Raw genomic sequence first — 24131 nt, 5'->3', positions numbered from 1 at the left:
CAACGACAGTGGTCGTGTCAGCCACGGCCATCTCCTTTCGGATCAGGCCGGACCCTCACACACCATTATTCAGACAGTCCCGCGAGCGTGTTTTTCGCGAAGGAACTCGACCGGCCACGAACGAAATGATCAGATTCATCGACGAGTACCGTGATCGTTTCGGGGTCGAGTTCCTCTGTCGTACGCTGCGTGCGGCAGTTCGTGGGTTCCTCACCTCCCGCGGATACCGGGCCGCGAAAGCCCGGTCGGCCTCAGCCAGGCAGCTGCGCGACGAGTTGCTCCTCCCTGAGATCCGGCGGCTCCACGCGAAGCACTATGGCGTGTACGGGCGCCGGAAGATGCATGCCCTGCTGAAGCGTGAGGGGTGGAAGATCGGCCGCGACCAGACCGAGCGTCTGATGCGGCTCGCCGGCGTGCGCGGGGTACGGAAATCAAAGCGCGTGTTCACCACACGCCCTAACAAAACGGCGGCACTGCCTGCCGATCTCGTCAACCGGAGATTCGCCGCTGACGGGCCGCGCAAGCTCTGGGTGTGCGACGTGACCTACGTCGCCACCTGGTCTGGGTTCGCCTATGTCGCGTTCGTTACTGACGTGTACTCGCGCAGAATCGTGGGCTGGAATGTCGCTGCGACGCTGAAATCTGAGGTTCTGCCGATGCAGGCACTCGATATGGCTGCGTGGCAATCGGGCGGCAGGCTCGATGGCCTGATCCATCACGCCGATCACGGGTCGAATTACACCGCCATGGTCTATACGGATCGCATTGCGGAACTCGGAGCAGTGCCCTCGACCGGGACGGTCGGCGACAGTTTTGACAATGCCATGGCTGAGGCGGTCAACAACCTCTACAAGACCGAACTGATCCGACAGCAGGGCCCCTGGCGGACGGTTGAGCAGGTCGAACTCGCGACCCTCGAATACGTGTGGTGGTGGAACCATGAGCGCCTTCACGGGGAGCTCGATATGCGTACCCCGATCGAGGTCGAGCAGGCCTACTATGCTGAGGCCGAGGAACTTCTGTCACCGACAGGTTGACAGGAAAACCGGTCGGAACTCAAACCAGGCCAATTCAGACCCTATTTTTGAATCTGCTAGGCCGGTGATGAAATTGTTGCCTCGCTCATATGGACGCCCCCGCCTGCGCGCTGTCTCTGACGCTCCCTGACGCGGGCATCAATGAAGCCCTGCCGAACACTATACGCGCCGATCAAGATCACCCCCAGTCCCCCGATTACTGTCCACCAAGGAAAACCCGGAACCGTGGGCACCGCACCAGCGCTGGCAAGGTCATCGGGAAGTGTTGGGGTGATCCTCTCACCAGTGACTACGATCCGCTGAGAGTTAATCCCTAAAGGCGTGCACGTGATCAGCGTTACAAGATCCCGACCAGGCTGCACACGCAACGAGCTTATTTCATCAGGATCAATAATCTGAATATCAAACACACGATACGTGAGCACTTCCCCAAGCACCTCAACAGTAAACGTATCCCCAGAACGCACCTTGTCGAGATTCGTAAACATCGTCGAGTTCACCAAACCGCGGTGAGCAGTCACCACCGACTGCGTACTCGCGCCGCCGACCGGAAGATGACTCCCCTCAAGATGCCCAGCCCCCTTCAACAGGGTCGCGTCAGACGTGCCATGGTAAATAGGCAAGTCAACAGAAATACCAGGAATCTTGATCCGCCCCATGAGTCCTTCATCATTAGCGTTGAGGAGCTCGTCATAACGAAGATCAACACCTGACAGATTGCCCGTGCCGACTGGAACATTGCCTCCTGCTTCAAGCCTTACCCCTGCAGAAAGGGCGTCATTGTAGGCATGCGCCGCAGCGAGCTGATCTTCCCTCCCCGGGGAAAGTGAGTCGATGTCCGTCTGAGCATTCTGGATCACTTGAGACTGATTGTAAGAAGACAACCACGCCGCAGTCATCGGATACAGCCCCGCAATCATTCCCGCGGTTGCCAGCACTACAACCAACCAGGTTAAAACACTCGGCCGCCACCGCCTCCGATTTCCACGCCCCGCTACTCGCTCAGCACTCACAACAGTCACGACCCAACCGCCGATTCATTATCTCAGACACTTCAGGCCGCTGAAATCTGATGCACAGTTAGACCTGGTCCCATTCTTCAGCATAGATGATCGTTCCAGCAGACAAGACGGGTCTGTCCGATAAACGGTGTGTGGGATCCGGCGGTTTTCATTCGTGAGTGGTTTTCTCGAACCGTCCGGCGAAGGTGATCGCGAACGCGTTCAGCGCGGGCTTCCACCTCATCACCCAGCGTGCCCTTCCGCCGCCAGTCGGGTCAAGCGACCGCGTCACGAGGTAGAGACATTTCAGCGCGGCGGCCTCGTTGGGAAAGTGCCCCCGAGCTCTCACGGCGCGCCGATAGCGAGCGTTGATTGACTCGATCGCGTTGGTCGTGCAGATCACCCGCCGGATCTCGACGTCATACTCGAGGAACGGCACGAACTCCGCCCAGCTGTTCTTCCAGAGCTGCACGATCGCCGGATACCGTCCGCCCCACTCGGCGGCGAACTCCTCGAACCGATCCTTCGCCGCCTGCTCCGACGGGGCCGTGTAGACGGGTTTGAGGGAACGGACGATCGCGTCGCGGTGTTGCCGCCCGGCGTAGCGGAAGCTGTTGCGGATCAGATGGACGATGCACTGCTGGACGACCGTTTGCTCCCAAGTGGTGTTGATCGCCTCCGGGAGACCCTTCAGCCCGTCGCAGACCGCGATGAGCACGTCCTCGACACCCCGGTTCTTCAGCTCGGTGAACACCTGCAGCCAGAACCTCGCACCCTCCTGACCGTCACCGGCCCAGATGCCGAGGATGTCGCGTTCCCCGTTCACGGTGACGCCCATCACGACATAGAACGGGGTGTTCCTCACCTGCCCGTCACGGACCTTCACCACGATCGCGTCGACGAAGATCACCGGGTAGAGCGCATCCAACGGCCTGCTCGACCATTCGGCGAGTTCCCCGGCGACCTTCTCGGTGATCCGGCTGATCGTGTCCTTGGAGACCTTCGCCCCATAGACCTCGTCGAAATGCGCAGCGATCTCACCGGTCGTCAACCCCCGAGCGGAAAGGGACAGAACGATCTGATCGATGCCGTCCAGTCGGCGTTTCCGCTTGGGGACGATCACCGGCTCGAACGACCCGTCTCGATCTCGCGGGACTTCGATCTCGACGGGGCCGATCTCTGTCAGCACCGTCTTGACCCGCGTCCCGTTACGCATGTTCTCGCCGATTGGGGTCCCGCCGTGCTCGTGGCCGAGGTGCTCGGTCAACTCGGCATTCAGCGCGGTCTCGAGGACGTTCTTCGTGAGCTGGCTGAGCAGGCCGCCCGGCCCCGTCAGGCTCACGCCCTGCTCCTTCGCCTGCGCGAGCAAGCGTTCTGCGAGTTCTTTCTGATCGATGATCTCCCCGGTCACGGGATCAATCATCTCGTCGTCAACAACGACAGTGGTCGTGTCAGCCACGGCCATCTCCTTTCGGATCAGGCCGGACCCTCACACACCATTATTCAGACAGTCCCGACAAGACTTGCAATGCGACGGACTTACTGTTGAGTGCGATTGGGATGACCCCTTCAAGGCGGGTCTGTCCGATAAACGGTGTGTGGGATCCGGCGGTTTTCATTCGTGAGTGGTTTTCTCGAACCGTCCGGCGAAGGTGATCGCGAACGCGTTCAGCGCGGGCTTCCACCTCATCACCCAGCGTGCCCTTCCGCCGCCAGTCGGGTCAAGCGACCGCGTCACGAGGTAGAGACATTTCAGCGCGGCGGCCTCGTTGGGAAAGTGCCCCCGAGCTCTCACGGCGCGCCGATAGCGAGCGTTGATTGACTCGATCGCGTTGGTCGTGCAGATCACCCGCCGGATCTCGACGTCATACTCGAGGAACGGCACGAACTCCGCCCAGCTGTTCTTCCAGAGCTGCACGATCGCCGGATACCGTCCGCCCCACTCGGCGGCGAACTCCTCGAACCGATCCTTCGCCGCCTGCTCCGACGGGGCCGTGTAGACGGGTTTGAGGGAACGGACGATCGCGTCGCGGTGTTGCCGCCCGGCGTAGCGGAAGCTGTTGCGGATCAGATGGACGATGCACTGCTGGACGACCGTTTGCTCCCAAGTGGTGTTGATCGCCTCCGGGAGACCCTTCAGCCCGTCGCAGACCGCGATGAGCACGTCCTCGACACCCCGGTTCTTCAGCTCGGTGAACACCTGCAGCCAGAACCTCGCACCCTCCTGACCGTCACCGGCCCAGATGCCGAGGATGTCGCGTTCCCCGTTCACGGTGACGCCCATCACGACATAGAACGGGGTGTTCCTCACCTGCCCGTCACGGACCTTCACCACGATCGCGTCGACGAAGATCACCGGGTAGAGCGCATCCAACGGCCTGCTCGACCATTCGGCGAGTTCCCCGGCGACCTTCTCGGTGATCCGGCTGATCGTGTCCTTGGAGACCTTCGCCCCATAGACCTCGTCGAAATGCGCAGCGATCTCACCGGTCGTCAACCCCCGAGCGGAAAGGGACAGAACGATCTGATCGATGCCGTCCAGTCGGCGTTTCCGCTTGGGGACGATCACCGGCTCGAACGACCCGTCTCGATCTCGCGGGACTTCGATCTCGACGGGGCCGATCTCTGTCAGCACCGTCTTGACCCGCGTCCCGTTACGCATGTTCTCGCCGATTGGGGTCCCGCCGTGCTCGTGGCCGAGGTGCTCGGTCAACTCGGCATTCAGCGCGGTCTCGAGGACGTTCTTCGTGAGCTGGCTGAGCAGGCCGCCCGGCCCCGTCAGGCTCACGCCCTGCTCCTTCGCCTGCGCGAGCAAGCGTTCTGCGAGTTCTTTCTGATCGATGATCTCCCCGGTCACGGGATCAATCATCTCGTCGTCAACAACGACAGTGGTCGTGTCAGCCACGGCCATCTCCTTTCGGATCAGGCCGGACCCTCACACACCATTATTCAGACAGTCCCCCGCGCAGCGGCGCTGCTAGTTCACTAGATTACGTGCTTCACGGATAGTGAGGGAAAGGTGAGTGAGGGGCGTGAGTTGTTGGCGAAGCTGGCAAGGGAGGTGAGCTGAGGATGCGGACGTGGCTGTTAGGGGTGCAGGTGAGGAGGGTCGGAGGTGAGATCGAGGATGGGATGATCGAGCGCAGCGAGCATGTGCAGTAGCTCTTCGCGCAGCTCCTTAATGGTCGCGCCGGCAGGCGCTACGGGGTCGGTGGTGTAGCTGAATTCTGGCCCGTCTTCGGCGGGGTAGAATTCGCGAATCTCGAACGCTTCACCATCCAGCTCCGAGGAGTTGGACGTGCGGGAGACGACATAGCGCCAGATACCCGGTGTGTTTGGGGTTGTGCCGGGGGCACCTCTTCGCGACGGGCCGAGATGTTCACCGTCGTAGTCTTCTTCGGTTTCGCCTTGGTCGTCGAGGATGAAGCCCAGCTTGGTAGCAAGCTCGCTGAGTGGGCGTGCTTGTTCGTGCTGTCGTTCACGAACGATGTGCGCGATTTCGTGTTCCTCAGCGCGCTGTTCTGCGATGAGCTGTTCACGCCGTTCGTTGGCTGCTTCTCCGTGAGCGTCGGGGCAGTCAGCCGCGCAACACCCGCACAGCGGCATCCCGCCGAGGGTGAGGTCGGCCGGTTCGGTGTAGGTACAGCGTTCACACCCGCATTTAGCTGTCGGCATCACTCATACAGCGGCATGTGCCCATTCTGCGAGAGCTTCGCGGATTGCCTCTGACCGTGTGCGGTGTTCACGCTCGGCGCGGGCCATGACTGCGGCCAGCTCAGACTCGCTCAGACGCACCGTTACCGCTTTCGAGGGTTCGTCGGTGCGCGCTGGGCGACCAGGCGACCGAAATGTTGCACCAGGGAACTTGTCCTCGGCGTTCTTCACGAGGCGGGCGATCACTTCCTCGGTGATTTCCACGCCGTCAATTACGCCGTAGGAACCATTCACGGGCTTGGCGATCTTGTCACTCATTTCAACCTCCTCTGCATCTTGGCTACTACTGACCGGCGGGCGGGCATTGCGTGGATCACGAGATACCTGGCACCGTTCCCAAAGCTCAACGCCCCAAGCTCCCACGGTCGACCTGCGCTGTCGAACGCGAGTCGCATGTACCGCGGGGGTTCGTCGTCGTCGATCATGGTTTCTTCGGTGCCCTCCTTCCACATGCGGATCACTTCGTCAGCGTCCAAACCACGCTTGAGCGCTGATTCGTGTACCTGCACGTACAGCAAACGTCACCACCAATTCTTTTCGCACACAAAACTATCATTTTTTCGCACACAAAACTATCGGGTCTGTCCGATAAACGGTGTGTGGGATCCGGCGGTTTTCATTCGTGAGTGGTTTTCTCGAACCGTCCGGCGAAGGTGATCGCGAACGCGTTCAGCGCGGGCTTCCACCTCATCACCCAGCGTGCCCTTCCGCCGCCAGTCGGGTCAAGCGACCGCGTCACGAGGTAGAGACATTTCAGCGCGGCGGCCTCGTTGGGAAAGTGCCCCCGAGCTCTCACGGCGCGCCGATAGCGAGCGTTGATTGACTCGATCGCGTTGGTCGTGCAGATCACCCGCCGGATCTCGACGTCATACTCAAGGAACGGCACGAACTCCGCCCAGCTGTTCTTCCAGAGCTGCACGATCGCCGGATACCGTCCACCCCACTCGGCGGCGAACTCCTCGAACCGATCCTTCGCCGCCTGCTCCGACGGGGCCGTGTAGACGGGTTTGAGGGAACGGACGATCGCGTCGCGGTGTTGCCGCCCGGCGTAGCGGAAGCTGTTGCGGATCAGATGGACGATGCACTGCTGGACGACCGTTTGCTCCCAAGTGGTGTTGATCGCCTCCGGGAGACCCTTCAGCCCGTCGCAGACCGCGATGAGCACGTCCTCGACACCCCGGTTCTTCAGCTCGGTGAACACCTGCAGCCAGAACCTCGCACCCTCCTGACCGTCACCGGCCCAGATGCCGAGGATGTCGCGTTCCCCGTTCACGGTGACGCCCATCACGACATAGAACGGGGTGTTCCTCACCTGAATTGGCCTGGTTTGAGTTCCGATCTTTATACAAGGATGGAACTACGATGCCAAGCAAATATGACCCTGAACTTCGCCAGCGCGCACTTCGGATGCTCGCCGAAGCCCGTCCCGAGCACGAGTCGCTGACCGCGGCCTGCCGACACGTCGGTGGGCTCCTCGGAGTGAGCCCGGAGACGCTGCGCGTGTGGCAGCGCCGCTACGACATCGATACCGGCGCGAAGCCTGGCACCTCGATCGATATGGCCCAGGAGAACCGGCGGTTACGCCGCGAGGTGAGCGAGCTCCGTAAGGCCAACGAGGTACTCAAAGCCGCGAGCGTGTTTTTCGCGAAGGAACTCGACCGGCCACGAACGAAATGATCAGATTCATCGACGAGTACCGTGATCGTTTCGGGGTCGAGTTCCTCTGTCGTACGCTGCGTGCGGCAGTTCGTGGGTTCCTCACCTCCCGCGGATACCGGGCCGCGAAAGCCCGGTCGGCCTCAGCCAGGCAGCTGCGCGACGAGTTGCTCCTCCCTGAGATCCGGCGGCTCCACGCGAAGCACTATGGCGTGTACGGGCGCCGGAAGATGCATGCCCTGCTGAAGCGTGAGGGGTGGAAGATCGGCCGCGACCAGACCGAGCGTCTGATGCGGCTCGCCGGCGTGCGCGGGGTACGGAAATCAAAGCGCGTGTTCACCACACGCCCTAACAAAACGGCGGCACTGCCTGCCGATCTCGTCAACCGGAGATTCGCCGCTGACGGGCCGCGCAAGCTCTGGGTGTGCGACGTGACCTACGTCGCCACCTGGTCTGGGTTCGCCTATGTCGCGTTCGTCACTGACGTGTACTCGCGCAGAATCGTGGGCTGGAATGTCGCTGCGACGCTGAAATCTGAGGTTCTGCCGATGCAGGCACTCGATATGGCTGCGTGGCAATCGGGCGGCAGGCTCGATGGCCTGATCCATCACGCCGATCACGGGTCGAATTACACCGCCATGGTCTATACGGATCGCATTGCGGAACTCGGAGCAGTGCCCTCGACCGGGACGGTCGGCGACAGTTTTGACAATGCCATGGCTGAGGCGGTCAACAACCTCTACAAGACCGAACTGATCCGACAGCAGGGCCCCTGGCGGACGGTTGAGCAGGTCGAACTCGCGACCCTCGAATACGTGTGGTGGTGGAACCATGAGCGCCTTCACGGGGAGCTCGATATGCGTACCCCGATCGAGGTCGAGCAGGCCTACTATGCTGAGGCCGAGGAACTTCTGTCACCGACAGGTTGACAGGAAAACCGGTCGGAACTCAAACCAGGCCAATTCATCATCGAGGACACCGTCGTGATGTTCCGCAACGTGGCCGTGATCTCGCGCCCCGGCGCCGACAGCCGCAAGCCCGAGACCCCGGGCACCCGCCGCGCGCTCGAGACGCTCGGCTGCCCCGTCGTCGAGATCCAGGAGCCCGGCACCCTCGACGGCGGCGACGTGCTGAAGGTCGGCGACACCGTCTACGTGGGCCGCGGCGGCCGCACCAACGCTCAGGGCATCGCGCAGCTGCGCCGCATCCTCGCCCCCCTCGGCGGCAGGGTCGTGGCCGTGCCGGTCACGAAGGTGCTGCACCTCAAGACCGCCGTGACCGCGCTCCCCGACGGCACCGTGATCGGCTACCCCGACTTCGTCGACAACCCCGGCATCTTCCCCGCCTTCCTGCCCGTGCCCGAGCCGCACGGCACCGCCGTCGTCTGCCTGAGCGACTCCGAACTGCTCATCTCGGCGTCGGCGCCGCAGACCGCCGCGATGCTGCGCGACCTGGGCTACGACGTCACCGAGGTCGCTATCTCGGAGTACGAGAAGCTCGAGGGCTGCCCCACCTGCCTCTCCGTGCGCGTGCGCTGCCTCGACTGAGACGCCCGCGCCCCCGGCGCCCCGTGGGTGCTGCTCTTCGTCGCGGTCTGCCTGGTCGCGATCAACATGCGCATGACCATCACCGGGGTCGGCCCCCTGCTCGAGGACATCGCGGCGGATCAGGGCGTCAGCCCTGCCTCGCTCGGCCTGCTGGCGTCGATCCCGCTGCTCGCCTGGGCGGTGGTGTCGCCTCTCGCGCAGGGGCTCGCGGCGCGAATCGGCCTGAACCCGGCGGTGGGCTGGTCGCTCGTCGTCCTCACGATCGGCACCGTCTGGCGCTCGCTGCCCGGATCGCTCTCGAACCTCTGGCTGGGCACCGCGCTCGTGGGCGCGGCGCTCGCGATCGCGAACGTGCTGCTGCCGGCGACGATCAAGCGCGACTTCGGCCGGCGCGTGCCGCTCGTCATGGGCATCTACTCGACGCTGCTGAGCGGGGCCGCGGCGATCGGGGCCGGTATGGTCGCGCCCATCGCCCACGCCGCGCTCGGGGAGGGCGAGCCGGTCGGGTGGCGGATCGCGCTGCTCGCGACCGGCGTCATGGCGCTTCCCGCGCTCGTCGTGTGGATCTGGGCGGCGCGCAGCCGGCGCGGCCTGGCGCTGCGGCGCGCGGCCGAGACCGGGGCCGCCTCCGGCGCCGCCGATCCCGAACCCCGCCCCTCCGTTGCACCCGCCCCTGCGCCCTCCCGGCTGGGCAGCCGCATCTGGCGCGACCCGGTCGCCTGGAGCATCGCGGTCTACATGGGCACCCAGTCGTCGACGTTCTACGTGTGGGCGACCTGGCTCGCACCCATCGACCTCTCGCGCGGCGCCGACCCCGTCACGGCGGGGTTCAACGTGATGGTCTACCACGTGTGCGGCATGCTCGGCTCGCTCGCGGGCCCCTTCGTCTCGCGCGGCGCGATGCGGCGGATCCTGCCCCCGCTGCTGCCGATCCTCGCAGGCATCGGGGCGATCGGCCTGATCTTCGCCCCGGCGGCGCTGCCGCTCTGGCTCGTGATCTGCGGCCTCTCCTCGGGATGCTCGCTGACCGTGACGCTCACCTTCATGGCGCAGCGCTCGGCCGACGCCGCCACCGCCGCAGCCACCTCGGGCATGTCGCAGTCGGTCGGCTACCTGCTCGCAGCGGTGGGGCCGGTGCTGTTCGGGGCCCTCTACGGCGCGACTGGCAGCTGGGTGCCGCCGCTCTTCGTGCTGCTGACGGGCATCACCCTGCAACTCGGCGCCGGGCTGCTGCTCTCACGCGAGCGCATGGTGTTCGAACCGCGCAGACCTCGGGGCTGATGCGGCTCACCCCGCCGGCTCGCGGCGGTGGAGCAGGCCGGTGAGGATCGCGAGCGCCGAGCCGACCATCGTGTCGAGCAGCCGCTCCCAGGCCGCTCCGGCCACGTCGACGGTGCCGGTCGCAGCGGCCGTGATGAGCAGCACGAGCGGCGTGATGAACACCAGTGCGAGCGCGTAGTTGCGCACCACGACGAGCTCGATCCCGAACTGCAGCAGCATCAGCAGCGCGACGAGCAGCAGCGGGTTCGCCGCGACCGGCGCCAGCACAACCGCGAGCCCCGCGCCGAGCAGCGTGCCGACCGTGCGGTGCAGGCCCCTGCCCAGCGAGTAGCCGCGCGAGGGGGTGAGACCCACCACGGCGACACCGGCCGAGACCGTCCAGTACGCCCGGTGCGGATCGAGCAGCACCATGCTCACGAGCGCGCCGAGCGCCGAGACGACCGCGATGCGCAGGATCAGCCGCCGCTCACCCGGGCCGAGCCACGGACCCGGCATCAGCTGCCGCAGCGTCCGGGCCGGCCGCCGCCGCTCGCTCCGCAGCAGCAGCGGCGCCAGCGCGACGAGGTACGAGAAGAGCGATCCCCCCCCCGCCACCGCGGCGAGGAACGGCAGCGGGTCGGTGATCCGCTCGCCGTCGACGACGCCGGTGATGTTCGCCGCGAGCCCGTAGCTCAGCACGAGGAAGACCGGGCCGGGCGGGCCCACGCGGTAGGCGAAGCAGCAGGCGCTCGCGACCACCGCCACGGCCACGAGCCCCGCGGCCAGCAGCCACGGCCACGGCGAGAGCACGGCCCCGAGCGCGGAGCAGACGAAGAGCGCACCGCCCACGACGGGCAGCGCCTTCGCGCGCTCCACGGCCCCCGCCGACGCGAAGAACAGCGCCACGAACGCGCCGGCCGCGGTCTGCAGGCCGATGTCCTCGTGCCCGAGCAGCACGAGCACCCCGAACGGCGCGCCGATCGAGACCGCCGCACGCACGGCGATCCAGAACCGGGGAGCCGGGCCCGGCGGCAGCGTGAAGAGCCTGACGAGGAGCGCCCTCATCGATCCATCCGGCCTCGGCTCACACGGCGCGGAGCACGACGGCGCTGCCCTGGCCGCCGCCGCCGCAGATGCCGACCGCGCCCAGCGAGCCGCTGCCGAGCTCGGCGAGCTGCCGCGCGAGCGTGCCCACGATTCGCGCGCCCGACGCGCCGATCGGGTGCCCCAGCGCGATCGCACCGCCGTGACGGTTCACGACCGCGGCATCCAGCCCCAGCTCGCGCGCCGACTGCACCCCCACGGCCGCGAACGCCTCGTTGATCTCGACCGCCCGCAGATCCTCGACCGATGCACCTTCGAGCTTCGCGAGCGCCGCGCTGATCGCGCGCGCCGGCTGCGAGTGCAGGTGCGTATCCGGGCCCGCGACGAACGCGGTCGCCTCGACGCGCGCCACCGGCGAGACGCCGAGACGCTGCGCGGCGGCCTCGCTCACGAGCACCAGCGCCGCGGCGCCGTCGGTGATCTGCGACGCGTTGCCCGCCGTGATCGTGCCGTCCTTCGCAAACGCCGGCCGCAGACCCGCGAGGGTCTCGACGGTGGTGCCGGCTCGGATCCCGTCATCCTCGGCGACGACGGTGTCGCCGCGCCGCGAGACGACGGTGAACGGGTCGATCTCACCCGCGAAGAACTCGCCCGACTCGGCCGCGCGACGATGCGACTCCGCAGCGAAGGCGTCCTGCTCCTCGCGCGTCAGGCCGAGCGGGGCGTTGCCGTCTTCGGTGAGCGCACCCATCGCGACCTGGTCGAACGCGTCGCTCAACCCGTCGTGATCCGCGGTGTCGACCAGCTGCGCCGGACCGTACTTCGTGCCCGCCCGCAGCGGGATGACGTGCGGCGCGAGCGACATCGACTCCTGCCCCACCGCCACCACCACCTCGGCCTCGCCCGACGCGATCAGTCGGGCCGCCTGCGCGACCGCCTCGGCGCCCGACAGGCACACCGCGTTGAGGGTGATCGCTGGGACGCTCATCGGGATCCCCGCCCCCACCGCCGTCTGACGCGCCGGGTTCTGCCCCGCACCCGCCTGCAGCACCTGGCCCGCGACCACCGCATCCACCTGCTCGGCGGCGATCCCCGCCCGCGACAGGGCGGCGCGCACCGCGTGAGCGCCGAGCACCGTCGCCGGCTGAGCGGCCAGCTGACCGGTGAAACGGGTGAACGGCGTGCGGGCGTAGCCGGCGATCAGAGCGGAGTTGGGAGCGGTCACGGGAGACCTCCTGGGGTGCGACGGGTGCGACGGGCGGTGGGCCGGATCGCGGCGGCGCGATCCGTCACGGCCATTCTGCCCGATCCGCCGCGGCGGCACCCGTCCTCTCGGCACAGTCGCCGCAGCGATCGCTGTGCACGGTCGCCGCCGTTCCAGATCTCAGTCATTCCTTTCCTTCGCTCGAGAGCGGCGTCGCTCGTGGCCGCGCGTCGCCACGACAGCCGATCCGCGAGCGACCCCGCGACCCGCGGGCGCGTGACCGGCGCCGCCGCCGCGTACGCTGGAAGGCGTGAACCGCTCCCGCCCGCGAGGCCGCCGCGCCCTCATCGCCGCCCTGTCCGTGTTCGTCGTCGCCGCGCTCGCCGCGGGCGGCTACACGGCGGCGTGCGCGCTCGCCCCGCTCCCGGCGCCGACGATCGAGACGAGTCCCGACTTCGCCGAGGGCGGTGAGGGCGCTCTCATGGCGGGCGACGCCGCGGCGGCGCAGGCCGCAGTCGACGCGCAGCACCTGCCGACGGCGATCGGCTACCTGCACGAGGACGAGGTGTGGGCGAACGACGCGACCGCGTATCCGCTCGCGAGCATCTCCAAGCTGGTGACGGTGCTCGTGTGCGCGGAGGTGCAGCCGATCGAGCTTGGATCGGACGGGCCCGTCTACGTGTGGACGGACGCGGATCGCGAGCGGCAGGACGGCTACCTCGCGCTCGACGGCGTCGCCTACCCGATCCCTGTCGGCACCGAGATCACGCTGCGCCAGATGCTGCAGTTCATCTTCCTGCCCTCGGCCAACGACTACGCCGCCGCGTACGCCCGCTGGACGTTCGGCGACGACGACGCCTTTCTCGCCGCGGTCGACGACTGGAAGCAGCGGCACGGCATCGAGTCGCTGCAGTTCGTCGAGCCGACGGGCATGGACGAGGGGAACATGGCGAGCGCCCCCGATGTGCTGCGCATCGCCCGCCTCGTGCTCCAGAACCCGGCGCTCGCCGAGTTCACCCGACTGCCCTCGGCCGAGATGCCGTGGGGCGTGGGCCTCATCGAGAACACGAACCCGCTGCTCACCGAGATGCCCGGGATCGTCGGCGTGAAGACCGGCCGCTCATCGATGGCCGGCTTCAACTTCGCCGTGGCCCAGCAGGTCGACGTGGTCGGGCGCGATGTCGTGCAGATGTCGGTGACGCTGGGGCGCGACTCGACAGAGGCCCGCGCGCAGTCGGGCCGCGACATGCTCGCCGCCCTCGACGCACTGCCCGGGATCGCACCGATCCTGGAAGAGGGCGCGGTGATCGGTGAGGCGGTGACCGTCGATGGAACGCGGATCCCGCTCGTCGCCGAGCGGGGCGCCGCCGTCACGCTGCTTCCGGGGGAGAGCGCCCGGCGCAGCGCCGCACTCGATGCCGGTTCGCTGGGCGAGGCGGGCGCCGAGGTGGGCTCGGTGGAGGTCGATGCTCCGAGCGCCGCCCAGAGCATCGCGGTGATCGCTACCGCCGAGGTCGTCGAACCCGACCTGTGGTGGCGGCTCACCCACCCCTCCGAGCTCTTCGGCTGGTAACGCGAGACGGAGCACTGGCTGCGCGGCGGGATCAGGATCGCTCAGCGGAGCACGCAGGATCCGAGACCAGGCCTGGTGATGCCCGGTGCCGCTCAGTAGGATGATGCCACGAGAGCCGCGATCTCACGCGGTTTCTCGAGTTTCGGCGGGACGGGACCATTCACCGGGTTGAGCCTGCCCCCTCTGAGCATTCGGGAGGCCCTCGCTCATGGGCTACTTCGTTCTCGTCATCGCGCAGACCCTGGTGCTGCCGGTCGCCTCTGGGATCGTCGAACTCGCCGCCGCAGGCGGAGATCCCGTGCTGGTCTTCGGCAAGTGGTGGGTGTTCTGGGGTGTCGGCACGCGACTGCTGGTCGCCGGAGCGGCGCAGCTTTCCGGCAGAGGGCCGACATCGGAGATTCTCGGCGCTGCGGCGCCGAGCCCGCAGGAGACGCAGCTGACGCGAGAGCTCGGCACCGCCAATGTCGGGATGGGCCTCGCGGGGCTGTTCGCGCTCGTTCCGGGATGGGCCGTTCCGGCGGGGCTCGCCGGCGGCGTGTTCCTGCTGCTCGCCGGGCTGCTCCACGTCGCGAAGAAGGGCAAGGAGCCCCGAGAGTCGCTCGCCACCTGGACCGATCTGCTCGTCGGAATCGCGGTGCTCGTCCTGGCCGGGTACACGCTCTTCGGGGCGCTCGCCTCATGAGCACGACGCCGCTGCACGGGCGCCCGTCCCGCTTGCCGCGGGCCCGCGCGTGCAGCACAATGCGACTGTGACCCAGAAGCGCAGCGTGTTCGGCCGGGAGCGATCGGAGTTCGATCGAGGGCTGTCGTTCTTCGACGCCATCTACGGCTTCGCGATCACACTGCTGATCGCGAACCTCGACATGCCCCCGGCCTCCGCGTGGCGCGATCTCGACGCCCTGCTCTCCAGCGGTCTCGCCGGTCAGCTCACTGGCTTCCTCATCAGTTTCGTCGTGATCGCGGTCTTCTGGAGCCGCAACACCTCGCTGCTCAGCGAGTTCGGCGCGCTCGATGGCGCGGCCATCGCAGCGAATCTCGTCACCGCCCTGCTGATCGTGCTGATGCCCTTCACCACGCAGGGATCAGCGACGCCGAGACCAGCGAGCTGCCCCTGCCGACCGCACTGTACGCCGCGAACGTGGCGCTCGCGCTGGCGTCGCTGCTCGTCACCCGCGAGATCGGCCACGCCCGGGGCCTGATCGAGCCCCCGGTGGCAAGACCGGTGAGGCGCGCGCAGCGCATCGACGCGTGCGCGCAGATCCTCGTCTTCGTCCTGTCGATCCCCGTCGCGTTCCTGGTTGACGCGGACTGGGGCAAGGCCACCTGGCTCGCCCTGCTCGTCGTGAGCCCCGTGCTCGGCCGTCGGAGCGCTCGGATCGCCGAGACCGAGAGCAGCCGAGCAGAGAAGGCCTCGGCCTGAACCCGCTTCACGGCAACGGCGGATGCGCGGCAGATACAGCAAAACCCCCGGAAGACCAGGGGCTTTGTGTGACTCTGGTAGCTGAGGCGGGGCTCGATCCCGCGACCTCACGATTATGAGTCGTGCGCTCTAACCAGCTGAGCTACTCAGCCAAACTCTGATCCGAAGACCAGCAGAGTCAGAGCCCCGAGCCAGGATTGAACTGGCGACCCCTTCCTTACCATGGAAGTGCTCTACCACTGAGCTATCGGGGCGAAGCCACCGTGCGATGACAACCGTTAGAGAATATCACTACTCTCACGCAAATAAAAAATCAGGTCGGGGTCTCGCGTCCCGCTCGCGTGTCGCGAGACCCCGGGCGGATCAGAAGACCGTTCGGCCGCCCGAACAGGTCTGCTTGCTCGCAGGCTGCCCGGTGATGTTCTCCGGCAGCTGCACCGGCCCCTCCTCTGCGGGGGCGATGGTCGCGGGGTCCGTCGGCGCACCCGTAGACGGGTCGATGGGCCACCCGGTTTCGGGATCGATGGGCCACCCGGTCGCGGGATCGATCGGCAGGCCGGTGGCCGGGTCGATCGGCAGGCCCGTCGCGGGATCGATCTCGGCGGGCGCCTCTTCGACCGGGGCTTCGCCCCCGGCCGAGTTCGGGTCGACCGCGGCCTTGCCCACACCCGTGACCTCGAACGGCTGACCGCTCTGGATGATCTCGAACAGGGCGTCGGCGCTGGCGCGATCCGGGGTGAGGCGGCCCTCCTGATAGGGGTGCGTGTAGGTGGGGTACTGCACGAAGTTGATGCGGTCGAGGTCGATGTCCTTCACCGTGCCCGCGACCTGCTGCATGAACTGCACGCTCGCCATATTGCTCGAGAGCGTCATGTTGTCGACGCCCGCCTTCGCCAGGCTGTAGACCTTCACGGGGTCGGAGAGCGTCTCCGAGCTCTGCAGCTTGCGCACCAGCGCCGACATGAACACCTGCTGGTTGCTGATGCGGCTCGTGTCGCCGCCGTCGCCGACGCCGTACCGGGTGCGCAGGAACTGGAGCGCGTCCTTGCCCTGCAGCGACACCTCTCCGGCCGGCAGGTCGAGTTCGGTGGCGGGATCGACGATCGGCTGCGCGAGGCAGACCTCGACGCCGCCCAGCGCGTTGGACACGCCGATCACGCCGTCGAAGGTGATGAGGCCCGCGTTCGGGATCTCCATGCCCGTGAGCTCGGAGATCACCCGCGCCACGCAGGGCAGGCCGCCGTACATCATGGCGCTGTTGAGCTGCTGCTCGCTCATGGCGGAGTAGTAGTCCTCTTCGCCGTCGGGGCCGGGGCAGCTGGGGAACGGCACCATCAGATCGCGCGGGAAGCTCACGACGGTGGCGTTCTGGTGGTCGGCCGAGACGTGCAGCATGAGGTTGACGTCGTTGAGCTCGCCCTCCTCGCCGTCCTGGTACGACTGGCCGGCACGCGTGTCGGAGCCCACGAGCAGGATCGTCAGCGCACCGTCGAAGGCCTGGCTGCCCGCAGCCACCGCTTCGGCCGACGCCTCCGTACCCAGGTCGACGGTGCGCACGTCCTGCACCAGCCCCCACACCGCGTAGGCGACGGTGGCGACGCCACTGAGAGCGACCACGATCGCGGCGGTCAGGAAGATGCGCAGGGCGTTGGCCCAGCCGCTCGAACGCCGCAGCTTCCCGTGGCGCACGAAACTCGAACACCCAATGCCTGCAGCGTGATTCTTGGCCATGCAACTTCCCGTCTTCGTCGAGCTCGCCCCCTTCTTTTGGGCGCACTCGGTCGTCGTAAGCCTTCTAAAGTACCGGAGGCGACTGAGCGGCCCCTTGGAATTCCGCGGGGCCGAGCGCGAACTCCACCCCCGCTAGGCTGGATCCATGCGCATCGCCACCTGGAACGTCAACTCGATCCGCACCCGTTTCGGCCGCGTCGCCGACTGGCTCGTGCGCGAGGATATCGACGTGCTCGCCATGCAGGAGATCAAGTGCCGGCCCGACCAGTTCCCTGTCGAGGCCTTCGAACGGGCCGGCTACCAGCTCGAGATCCACGGCCTCAACCAGTGGAACGGCGTCGCCTTCGCGAGCCGCCATGAGATGACCGACGTCGCACGCTCGTTCGAGGGGATGCCCGGCTTCGGCAACCCCGTGAAGGGGCAGGAGGACATTCAGGGGATCGGGCCCAACGGTCTGCCGCTCGAAGCGCGGGCCTTGGGCGTCACGGTCGGCGACCTGCGCCTCTGGAGCCTCTACGTGCCCAACGGGCGCGCCCTCGGCGATCCCCACCTCGACTACAAGCTGAACTGGCTCGACGCCCTGCGCGGCGCGACCGAGTCGTGGCTCGACGCCGATCCCGACCTCCCCCTCGCCCTCATGGGCGACTGGAACATCGCGCCCCTCGACGCCGACATGGGCGACCCCTCCTTCACGGTCGGCGAGTCGACCCACGTCTCCCCCGAGGAGCGCGCCGCGTTCGCCGCGTTCGCGCCCCACCTCGAAGACGTCGTACGCCCGATCGTCCCCGAGGGCTTCACGTTCTGGGACTACAAGGCCGGGCGCTTCCCCAAGAACCAGGGCATGCGCATCGACTTCATCATGGGCTCGCGAGCCTTCGCCGACGCCGTCACCGGCGCCTCGATCGAGCGCGACGAGCGCAAGGGCGACGCCCCCAGCGACCACGTACCCGTGGTCTGCGAGATCGATCCCGGGCTGCTCGGAGGCACGTTCGAAGACGAGTACGACCGCCCCATGGTGTTCTAGCCGCGACCGCTGGGAGCCGATCCGGCACGCGGGCTCCTGCCTCGGCGAGACCGGATCCGCCGAAAGCCTCTCACCGAAGCCCGATCCCCCACCGGGGCCGGCATCCCCGAAGCGGCGGTAAAGTGGAGCGCATGGCTGACTTCCTGCGCGTCGCATCCGTCAACGTCAACGGCATCCGTGCCGCCTTCCGCAAGGGCATGGGCGACTGGCTCGACGCCTCCGGCGCCGACATCGTCGCACTGCAGGAGGTGCGCGCCGCAGACGCCGACATCGCGAAACTCGTCGCCGCGGCCGATGCCGGGGGCTGGCACGTGCTGCACGACCCCTGCCAGATCAAGGGCCGCGCCGGCGTCGCCATCCTCAGCCGTGTGCCCTCGCTCGGGCACCGCGTCGGCCTCGGCGCCCTCGACGCGCAGGAGGCCGTGCAGTCGTCCGGCCGCTGGCTCGAGGCCGACTTCGCGTTCGGCGACGGCGCCCTCACCGTCATCAGCAACTACACCCACTCCGGCGAGGTCGATACCCCTCGCCAGGACGCCAAGTGGGCGTTCCTCGACGCCATGGGCGTGCGCATGAACGAGCTCGCCGACGAGCGCGAGCACGTCGCCATCGTGGGCGACTTCAACGTCGGCCACCGCGAACTCGACATCAAGAACTGGCGCGGCAACGTCAAACGCTCCGGCTTCCTGCCCCGCGAACGCGCCTACTTCGACCGCTTCTTCGGCCCCCGCGGCGAGACCGTCGTCGGCGTCGACGGCACCGAGGGCCCCGGCTTCGGCTGGATCGACGTCGGCCGCCGCTGGGCCGGCGAGGTCGACGGCCCCTACAGCTGGTGGTCGAACCGTGGCCAGGCCTTCGACAACGACACCGGCTGGCGCATCGACTACCACGTCGTCACCCCCGCCCTCGGCGAGCGCGTCGCCGACTACCGGGTCGATCGTTACCCGTCGTACGACACCCGATGGTCGGATCACGCGCCCGTCGTCGTCGACTACCGGCTCTGAGCCGCTGAAGCGGGGGCGAATGCGTCTCGCGCCGCTCGGCCGGGCCTGGCGGGAGCAGCGGGGAGGCCTGGTATTCCTCCGCTCATCCACTCGCGGCCGGTGCTTCGCACTGGTCGCTCCCGCCAGACCCGACCACGCGGAGGAATACCAGGCCCCCGCTGCGGATGGATGAGCGGCGCGAGACGCCTCAGCCCCCGCCTCCCACCGACTCCCCCGGCAGCCGCCGACTCCGTTCTCGTTTGTAAGGCAAGGAAAGCCACACCATGACCGCAACCACCACATCCTCGAAGCCCGTCCTCTTCTCGGGCATGCAGCCGTCGAGCGACTCGCTGCAGCTCGGCAACTACATCGGCGCGCTCAGCCAGTGGACGAAGATGCAGGAGGACTACGACGCCTTCTTCTGCGTGGTGAATCTGCACGCCATCACCGTGCCGCAGGACCCCGCCGAGCTCGTCGCCCGCACCCGCCGCACCGCCGCCCAGTACATCGCGGCCGGCATCGACCCCGAGAAGTCGACGCTGTTCGTGCAGTCGCAGGTGCCCGCACACGCCGAACTGGCCTGGGTGCTCAACACCGTCACCGGTTTCGGCGAGGCGAGCCGCATGACCCAGTTCAAGGACAAGTCGCAGAAGCAGGGCGCCGACGCCGCCTCGGTCGGCCTCTTCACCTACCCGATCCTCATGGCCGCCGACATCCTGCTCTACCGGGCCGAGAGCGTGCCCGTCGGCGAGGATCAGCGGCAGCACGTCGAGCTCACCCGCGACCTGGCGACGCGCTTCAACTCCCGCTTCGGCGACACCTTCGTCGTTCCCGAGGCGCAGATCCCGAAGGGCACCGCCAAGATCTACGATCTGCAGGAGCCCACCGCGAAGATGTCGAAGTCGGCGGAGACCGAGGCCGGTCTCATCAAGGTGCTCGATCCCGCGAACGTCACCAAGAAGAAGATCATGCGCGCGGTCACCGACGCCGACGGCGAGATCCGCTTCGATCGGGAGGCCAAGCCCGGCGTCTCGAACCTGCTCACCATCTACTCGGTGCTGTCGGGCCGCACGATCGACTCCGTCGTCGACGAGTACGCGGGCCGCGGCTACGGCGACCTCAAGAAGGGCCTCGTCGAGGTGGTCGAGGAGAGCCTCGCCCCGGTGCGCAACCGCACCGAGGAGCTGCTGGCCGATCCCGCCGAGCTGGATCGCCTGCTGGCGAAGGCCGCGGATCGCGCGAACGAGGTCGCGAACCGCACCCTCACCGCCGTGTACGACGCGATCGGCCTCATGCGCTGACCTCGTCGGAGGGCGGGGTCCGTGGCGCCGCAGCGCGACCGTTCCTTCGGGGCTCTCCCGACCTTCGGATCGATCGGGGCGATCCCGTCCGAGATGCGGGTGGGCTCCGAAGGACGGGATCCAGCGCACCCCGCAACCGCGAACGCCCCCGCGCCGAGAAGCGCGGGGGCGTTCTTCGCACGAGCGGCCGGCCGCTACGGCACGAGCACGGCGCGGCCCTGGATCTTGCCGTGGTGCAGGTCGTCGAACGCCTGCACGGCGTCGTCGAGCGAGTAGCGCACGACCTCGACGCCGATCTTGCCCTGCCGCGCGAGCGCGACGGCCTGGCGCAGGTCGGACCGGGTGCCGCCGTAGGCGCGCTCGATGTTCACGCCCCACGGCAGGGCGCCGCTGTTCGCCACGTACTCGAACGAGCCCCCGCCGAGGCCGACGAAGCGGATCGCGCCCCCCACTCGCACGACGGCGAGCGCGAGGTCGACCGTGGGCTGCACCCCGACGAAGTCGAAGACCACGTCGGCGCCGACGCCTCGGGTCTCCTCGAGGATGCGGGCGGCCGCCTCGCCGTCGCTCTTGAGCGCCAGGTCGGCGCCGTGCTCGCGGGCGAATGCCAGCTTCTCGTCGTCGGTGTCGAGGGCGATGATGCGGGCACCGGTGGTCGCGGCGAGGATCTGCAGCGCCATGTGGCCGAGGCCGCCGAGGCCGATGGTCACGACGGTCGCGTCGGCGTCGAGGCGGTCGCGCACCGTGTTGATGGCGTGCATGGGGGTGAGCGCCGCGTCGGCGAGGGGAGCGGCATCGACGGGGTCGAGGTCGCCGATCGGGTCGAGGTGGTGGGCCTTCACTGCGATGTAGTCGGCCATGCCTCCGGGGCTGCCGATGCCGGGAGAGAGCGGAGCGAGCGACCCTCGGGGCGAGACGACCTCGCACTGGTTGTCTCGGCCCGCGAGGCACTCGCGGCACTGCCCGCAGGAGAGCACGAGTGCGACGAGCGCGGCGTCGCCCTCCGCCCAGCCCGAGACGTCGGCGCCGATGCGCTCCACGGTGCCCGCGACCTCGTGGCCGAGGGTGCTGCCGATGAGGGGGTTGTCGTCGCCGAAGTTGATGATCGCGATGTCGGAGTGGCAGAGCCCGGCCCCGCCCACCTTCAGCAGCACCTCGTCCGGCGCGATCTCGGGCACCGGCTTGTCCCAGATCTCGACCGTGTCGTTCTTCACATAGGTCACTGCGCGCATCGCTTCTCCTCGATTCTGGCCGCGGTCACGCGACCATTGCGGTTCAGGGCGTCGGATCGGCGTCCTGATTCCAGGCTATCCCCGCGCGAAGCCGCCATGCAGTGGATCCGCTGAAGAGCGCCGAGCGTTCACCCGGCGTGGCACTGCGCGCACCCGAGGTCTCCCGCGAGCGAAGGACTGAAGCTTAGACTGGGTCCATGACCGAGGACGACACCGGAAGCCGCACCGTCGCGGTGATCCGTCGCACCCCCTTCACCACCGCCCTGACCCTCGCGCTCCTCGTGATCGCCGCGGCGACGGGCACACTGACCGCCCCGGCGTCTCAGCAGCCGTGGTTCGAGCGCGTCGCCACCGGCCTGCCCGCCTTCGTCGAGGGCCGCTGGTGGACGGTCGCCACCTCGCCCTTCTTCGTCGACCACCCGCTCGTGCTGCTCACGCTGCTGCCGCTCGTGGTGGGCGGCATCGGCTGGGCGGAGTGGCGGTTCGGATCGCTGCGCACCATCGGCCTCTTCGCCGCCGGGCACGTGGTGGGCGTGCTCGGCGCGGCAGGGATCCTCGCCCTCGTCTCGCCCTCGGGCTGGCCGTGGGCGGTGCGGCTCTCGCAGAGCTACGACGTGGGGCCGTCGTGCGGCGCGCTCACCGCGCTCGTCTTCGCGATCGCCGCGCTGCCGTCGCCGTGGCGCCTGCGCGCGCGCATCGCGGTGGGAGTGTGGACCGGCATCTCGGTGCTCTACCTCGGCCAGCTGCACGACCTGGAGCACGCGGTGTCGATGGCGGCGGCCCTCGCCGTGAGCGGCTGGCTGCCCGCTTTCAGGCGCCCCGCCGGTCGGCCCAGCCAGCGGGAGTGGCGACTCATCGCGCTGTCGCTGCTGATCGCGATCGGCGCGATCCAGGTGCTCGACCTGATGGTGCCGTACGACGGCCCGCTCGGCGCCAACGACCCGGTCTCGTCGTTCACCGACGTGGCGATCGACGTCGTGGTGATCGCGCTCATCGCCAACGGCATCCGGCAGGGATACCGCCTGGCCTGGATCACCGCGCTCGTGCTCGGCTTCTTCAACATCGCGACCGCCGTCGTCGTGCTGCCGCTGCTGCCGCTGCTGGTCGAGGCGGGTGTGCTCGATTCCCCCGCCGAGGTCGTGGGCCTCGTGCTCGCACCGGCCGTCTTCTGGCTCGGGCTCGTCGTGCTGCTCGTGCTGGCGCGCGGCGCGTTCCAGGTGCGGCTGCGCAAGTCCCACCGCAGGCTCGACGCCGAGGCGCTCACCCGCGAGCAGCTCGTCGAGCGCCTCAAGCGCTGCGGGGGCGGCACGATCTCGTGGATGACCACGTGGGACGGCAACCGCCGCATCGCCGCGGGCGAGACGGGCGCGATCGCCTACCAGTCGCACTCCGGGGTGGCGATCATGCTCGGCGACCCGATCGTGTCCGCCGGCGGCGAGGGCGGGGCTCTCGCCGAGTTCGAGCGGGTGGCGCAGCACGCGGGCCTCGTCCCGTGCGTCTTCTCGGCGAGCGCCGCCGCGGCCGAGGCGCGGCCGGCCGGGTGGCGTTCGGTGATCGTGGCCGAGGACACGATCGTGGACCTCTCGGGGCTCGAGTTCAAGGGCAAGGCGTGGGGACCGGTGCGCACCGCGATGAACCGCGCGTCGCGCGAGGGGGTCGAGTTCCGCATGGTGCGGCTCGCTGAGGAGCCGTGGAACGTGCTCGCCCAGGTGCGCGCGATCTCGGAGCAGTGGACCGGCGACAAGGGCCTGCCCGAGATGCGCTTCACCCTGGGCACCGTCGACGAGGCGCTGGATCCCGAGGCGCTCGTCGGCATCGCCGTCGACGGGCAGGGCGACCTGCACGGCGTCACCTCGTGGCTGCCGGTCTACGGGGCCGCCGATCCGGAGAGCGGCGAGACCCGCATCGTGGGGTGGACCCTCGACCTCATGCGCCGCCGCGACGGCGGCTTCGGCCCCGTCATGGAGTTCCTGATCGCGGCGTCGGCGCAGCACCTCTCCGAACAGGGGTATGAGTTCGTCTCTTTGTCGGGCGCCCCGCTCGTGAGGCCGGAGGACGCCGAGGCGGGCCCGGTGGATCAGGTGCTCGAGCAGATCGGCGCCCTCATCGAACCCCTCTACGGTTTCAAGTCGCTGCACCGCTTCAAGCAGAAGTTCAATCCGCGCCACGAGTCGCTCCACCTGCTCTACCGCGACGAGGGCGATCTGCCCCGCATCGGCATCGCGCTCACCCGCGCCTACCTGCCCGACGCCTCGCTGCGCGATCTCGTGGCATCGGCCGCGTCGACCGCGTCGGCCGGTGCACCCGCCTGATCCGCCCCGCTCCCCTACAGTTGGATCATGTCGACCCCGAGCCCCGCCCGCACCGGCATCAGCGCCGCGCTCAGCATCACCGGCGAGATCGCCGG

Annotated in this window: 22 protein-coding genes, 2 tRNA genes and 1 pseudogene; 12 read left to right on the top strand and 13 right to left on the bottom strand. The window is 67.8% G+C overall.

Annotation, left to right across the window (positions count from 1 at the left end):
- Positions 1 to 125 precede the first annotated feature (125 nt).
- Positions 126 to 1037 carry an IS3 family transposase gene (locus Leucomu_RS01125; RefSeq protein ID WP_164884483.1) on the top strand — a complete coding sequence of 304 codons (912 nt, stop codon included), beginning with the start codon at positions 126 to 128 and terminating at the stop codon, positions 1035 to 1037.
- A 56-nt stretch (positions 1038 to 1093) separates the two neighbouring features.
- On the opposite strand, the gene Leucomu_RS01120 is transcribed toward Leucomu_RS01125, so the two are convergent.
- The 7 genes and pseudogenes from Leucomu_RS01120 to Leucomu_RS01090 form a co-directional block, all read right to left on the bottom strand.
- A complete protein-coding gene (locus Leucomu_RS01120) occupies positions 1094 to 1975 on the bottom strand; it encodes a class C sortase (RefSeq protein ID WP_228407174.1) in 882 nt (293 codons plus the stop codon).
- Positions 1976 to 2207: 232 nt separating this feature from the next.
- Positions 2208 to 3461: an IS256 family transposase gene (locus tag Leucomu_RS01115; RefSeq protein ID WP_228407350.1), complete on the bottom strand. Its 1254-nt coding sequence runs from the start codon at positions 3459 to 3461 to the stop codon at positions 2208 to 2210.
- 192 nt (positions 3462 to 3653) lie between these two features.
- On the bottom strand, positions 3654 to 4907 hold the full coding sequence (locus Leucomu_RS01110; protein ID WP_228407350.1) for an IS256 family transposase: 1254 nt from the start codon (positions 4905 to 4907) through the stop codon (positions 3654 to 3656).
- 218 nt (positions 4908 to 5125) lie between these two features.
- Entirely contained in the window at positions 5126 to 5713 is a 588-nt protein-coding gene (locus tag Leucomu_RS01105) for a hypothetical protein (RefSeq protein WP_128386059.1), read from the bottom strand.
- A 3-nt stretch (positions 5714 to 5716) separates the two neighbouring features.
- Complete coding sequence (locus tag Leucomu_RS01100; protein WP_121689720.1) at positions 5717 to 6010, bottom strand: ribbon-helix-helix domain-containing protein; 294 nt, start codon at positions 6008 to 6010, stop codon at positions 5717 to 5719.
- Positions 6007 to 6261 carry a toxin gene (locus Leucomu_RS01095; protein WP_121689727.1) on the bottom strand — a complete coding sequence of 85 codons (255 nt, stop codon included), beginning with the start codon at positions 6259 to 6261 and terminating at the stop codon, positions 6007 to 6009. The genes Leucomu_RS01100 and Leucomu_RS01095 overlap by 4 nt, the downstream gene beginning before the upstream one ends.
- A 107-nt stretch (positions 6262 to 6368) precedes the next feature.
- Positions 6369 to 7082: pseudogene (locus tag Leucomu_RS01090) on the bottom strand (IS256 family transposase); the annotation flags it as partial.
- A gap of 32 nt (positions 7083 to 7114) precedes the next feature.
- Between Leucomu_RS01090 and Leucomu_RS01085 the strand changes: the two are divergent.
- The 3 genes from Leucomu_RS01085 (at position 7115) to Leucomu_RS01075 (ending at position 10236) form a co-directional block, all read left to right on the top strand.
- Positions 7115 to 8337, top strand: a protein-coding gene (locus tag Leucomu_RS01085) for an IS3 family transposase (RefSeq protein ID WP_128387728.1) whose coding sequence is annotated in 2 segments (ribosomal slippage) — positions 7115 to 7400 and positions 7400 to 8337 — 1224 coding nt in all. Because the reading frame shifts where the segments join, the coding sequence is not laid out codon by codon here.
- Between the two features lie 57 nt (positions 8338 to 8394).
- Complete coding sequence (locus Leucomu_RS01080) at positions 8395 to 8955, top strand: dimethylarginine dimethylaminohydrolase family protein (protein ID WP_323368315.1); 561 nt, start codon at positions 8395 to 8397, stop codon at positions 8953 to 8955.
- Positions 8956 to 8982: 27 nt separating this feature from the next.
- The gene (locus Leucomu_RS01075) at positions 8983 to 10236 is read left to right on the top strand and encodes an MFS transporter (RefSeq protein ID WP_228407172.1); all 1254 of its coding nucleotides are present in this window, start codon (positions 8983 to 8985) and stop codon (positions 10234 to 10236) included.
- Positions 10237 to 10242: 6 nt separating this feature from the next.
- On the opposite strand, the gene Leucomu_RS01070 is transcribed toward Leucomu_RS01075, so the two are convergent.
- Together Leucomu_RS01070 and Leucomu_RS01065 are read right to left on the bottom strand one after the other, a co-directional pair.
- Positions 10243 to 11280 (bottom strand): FUSC family protein, encoded by a 1038-nt coding sequence (locus Leucomu_RS01070; protein WP_128386058.1) that lies wholly within the window; start codon positions 11278 to 11280, stop codon positions 10243 to 10245.
- Positions 11281 to 11299: 19 nt separating this feature from the next.
- The gene (locus Leucomu_RS01065) at positions 11300 to 12484 is read right to left on the bottom strand and encodes an acetyl-CoA C-acyltransferase (RefSeq protein ID WP_128386057.1); all 1185 of its coding nucleotides are present in this window, start codon (positions 12482 to 12484) and stop codon (positions 11300 to 11302) included.
- A gap of 289 nt (positions 12485 to 12773) precedes the next feature.
- Here Leucomu_RS01065 and Leucomu_RS01060 point away from each other — a divergent pair, with 289 nt between their 5' ends.
- From Leucomu_RS01060 to Leucomu_RS15330, 4 genes are all read left to right on the top strand, one after another.
- Positions 12774 to 14036, top strand: a complete 1263-nt coding sequence (locus tag Leucomu_RS01060) for a D-alanyl-D-alanine carboxypeptidase family protein (protein ID WP_128386056.1) — start codon at positions 12774 to 12776, stop codon at positions 14034 to 14036.
- Between the two features lie 208 nt (positions 14037 to 14244).
- Positions 14245 to 14718 carry a hypothetical protein gene (locus Leucomu_RS01055; RefSeq protein ID WP_128386055.1) on the top strand — a complete coding sequence of 158 codons (474 nt, stop codon included), beginning with the start codon at positions 14245 to 14247 and terminating at the stop codon, positions 14716 to 14718.
- Between the two features lie 67 nt (positions 14719 to 14785).
- The gene (locus tag Leucomu_RS01050) at positions 14786 to 15235 is read left to right on the top strand and encodes a TMEM175 family protein (RefSeq protein WP_228407170.1); all 450 of its coding nucleotides are present in this window, start codon (positions 14786 to 14788) and stop codon (positions 15233 to 15235) included.
- Entirely contained in the window at positions 15175 to 15456 is a 282-nt protein-coding gene (locus Leucomu_RS15330; RefSeq protein WP_228407168.1) for a hypothetical protein, read from the top strand. Before Leucomu_RS01050 ends, Leucomu_RS15330 begins: the two co-directional genes overlap by 61 nt.
- Before the next feature lie 75 nt (positions 15457 to 15531).
- Here the strand turns inward: Leucomu_RS15330 and Leucomu_RS01045 are convergent.
- The 3 genes from Leucomu_RS01045 to Leucomu_RS01035 all read right to left on the bottom strand — a co-directional run bounded on the left by Leucomu_RS01045 (position 15532) and on the right by Leucomu_RS01035 (position 17145).
- Positions 15532 to 15608 (bottom strand) — tRNA-Met (locus tag Leucomu_RS01045).
- A 30-nt stretch (positions 15609 to 15638) separates the two neighbouring features.
- A tRNA-Thr gene (locus tag Leucomu_RS01040) sits at positions 15639 to 15710 on the bottom strand.
- 109 nt (positions 15711 to 15819) lie between these two features.
- Positions 15820 to 17145 carry an LCP family protein gene (locus Leucomu_RS01035; RefSeq protein WP_128386054.1) on the bottom strand — a complete coding sequence of 442 codons (1326 nt, stop codon included), beginning with the start codon at positions 17143 to 17145 and terminating at the stop codon, positions 15820 to 15822.
- A gap of 187 nt (positions 17146 to 17332) precedes the next feature.
- Here Leucomu_RS01035 and Leucomu_RS01030 point away from each other — a divergent pair, with 187 nt between their 5' ends.
- The 3 genes from Leucomu_RS01030 to trpS all read left to right on the top strand — a co-directional run bounded on the left by Leucomu_RS01030 (position 17333) and on the right by trpS (position 20492).
- Positions 17333 to 18211, top strand: a complete 879-nt coding sequence (locus tag Leucomu_RS01030) for an exodeoxyribonuclease III (protein WP_128386053.1) — start codon at positions 17333 to 17335, stop codon at positions 18209 to 18211.
- 131 nt (positions 18212 to 18342) lie between these two features.
- A complete protein-coding gene (locus tag Leucomu_RS01025; protein ID WP_128386052.1) occupies positions 18343 to 19212 on the top strand; it encodes an exodeoxyribonuclease III in 870 nt (289 codons plus the stop codon).
- 263 nt (positions 19213 to 19475) lie between these two features.
- The gene (trpS, locus tag Leucomu_RS01020; protein WP_128386051.1) at positions 19476 to 20492 is read left to right on the top strand and encodes a tryptophan--tRNA ligase; all 1017 of its coding nucleotides are present in this window, start codon (positions 19476 to 19478) and stop codon (positions 20490 to 20492) included.
- A gap of 194 nt (positions 20493 to 20686) precedes the next feature.
- Here the strand turns inward: trpS and Leucomu_RS01015 are convergent, their stop codons facing one another.
- Positions 20687 to 21724: a zinc-binding dehydrogenase gene (locus Leucomu_RS01015; RefSeq protein WP_017884295.1), complete on the bottom strand. Its 1038-nt coding sequence runs from the start codon at positions 21722 to 21724 to the stop codon at positions 20687 to 20689.
- A gap of 197 nt (positions 21725 to 21921) precedes the next feature.
- Between Leucomu_RS01015 and Leucomu_RS01010 the strand changes: the two genes are divergently transcribed.
- Positions 21922 to 24036, top strand: coding sequence for a bifunctional lysylphosphatidylglycerol flippase/synthetase MprF (locus tag Leucomu_RS01010; protein ID WP_128386050.1), 2115 nt, complete (start codon positions 21922 to 21924; stop codon positions 24034 to 24036).
- Positions 24037 to 24131 lie beyond the last annotated feature (95 nt).

The sequence above is a fragment of the Leucobacter muris genome (assembly GCF_004028235.1).
Classification (GTDB): domain Bacteria; phylum Actinomycetota; class Actinomycetes; order Actinomycetales; family Microbacteriaceae; genus Leucobacter; species Leucobacter muris.
This window is presented reverse-complemented; position numbering and strand designations above follow the sequence as displayed.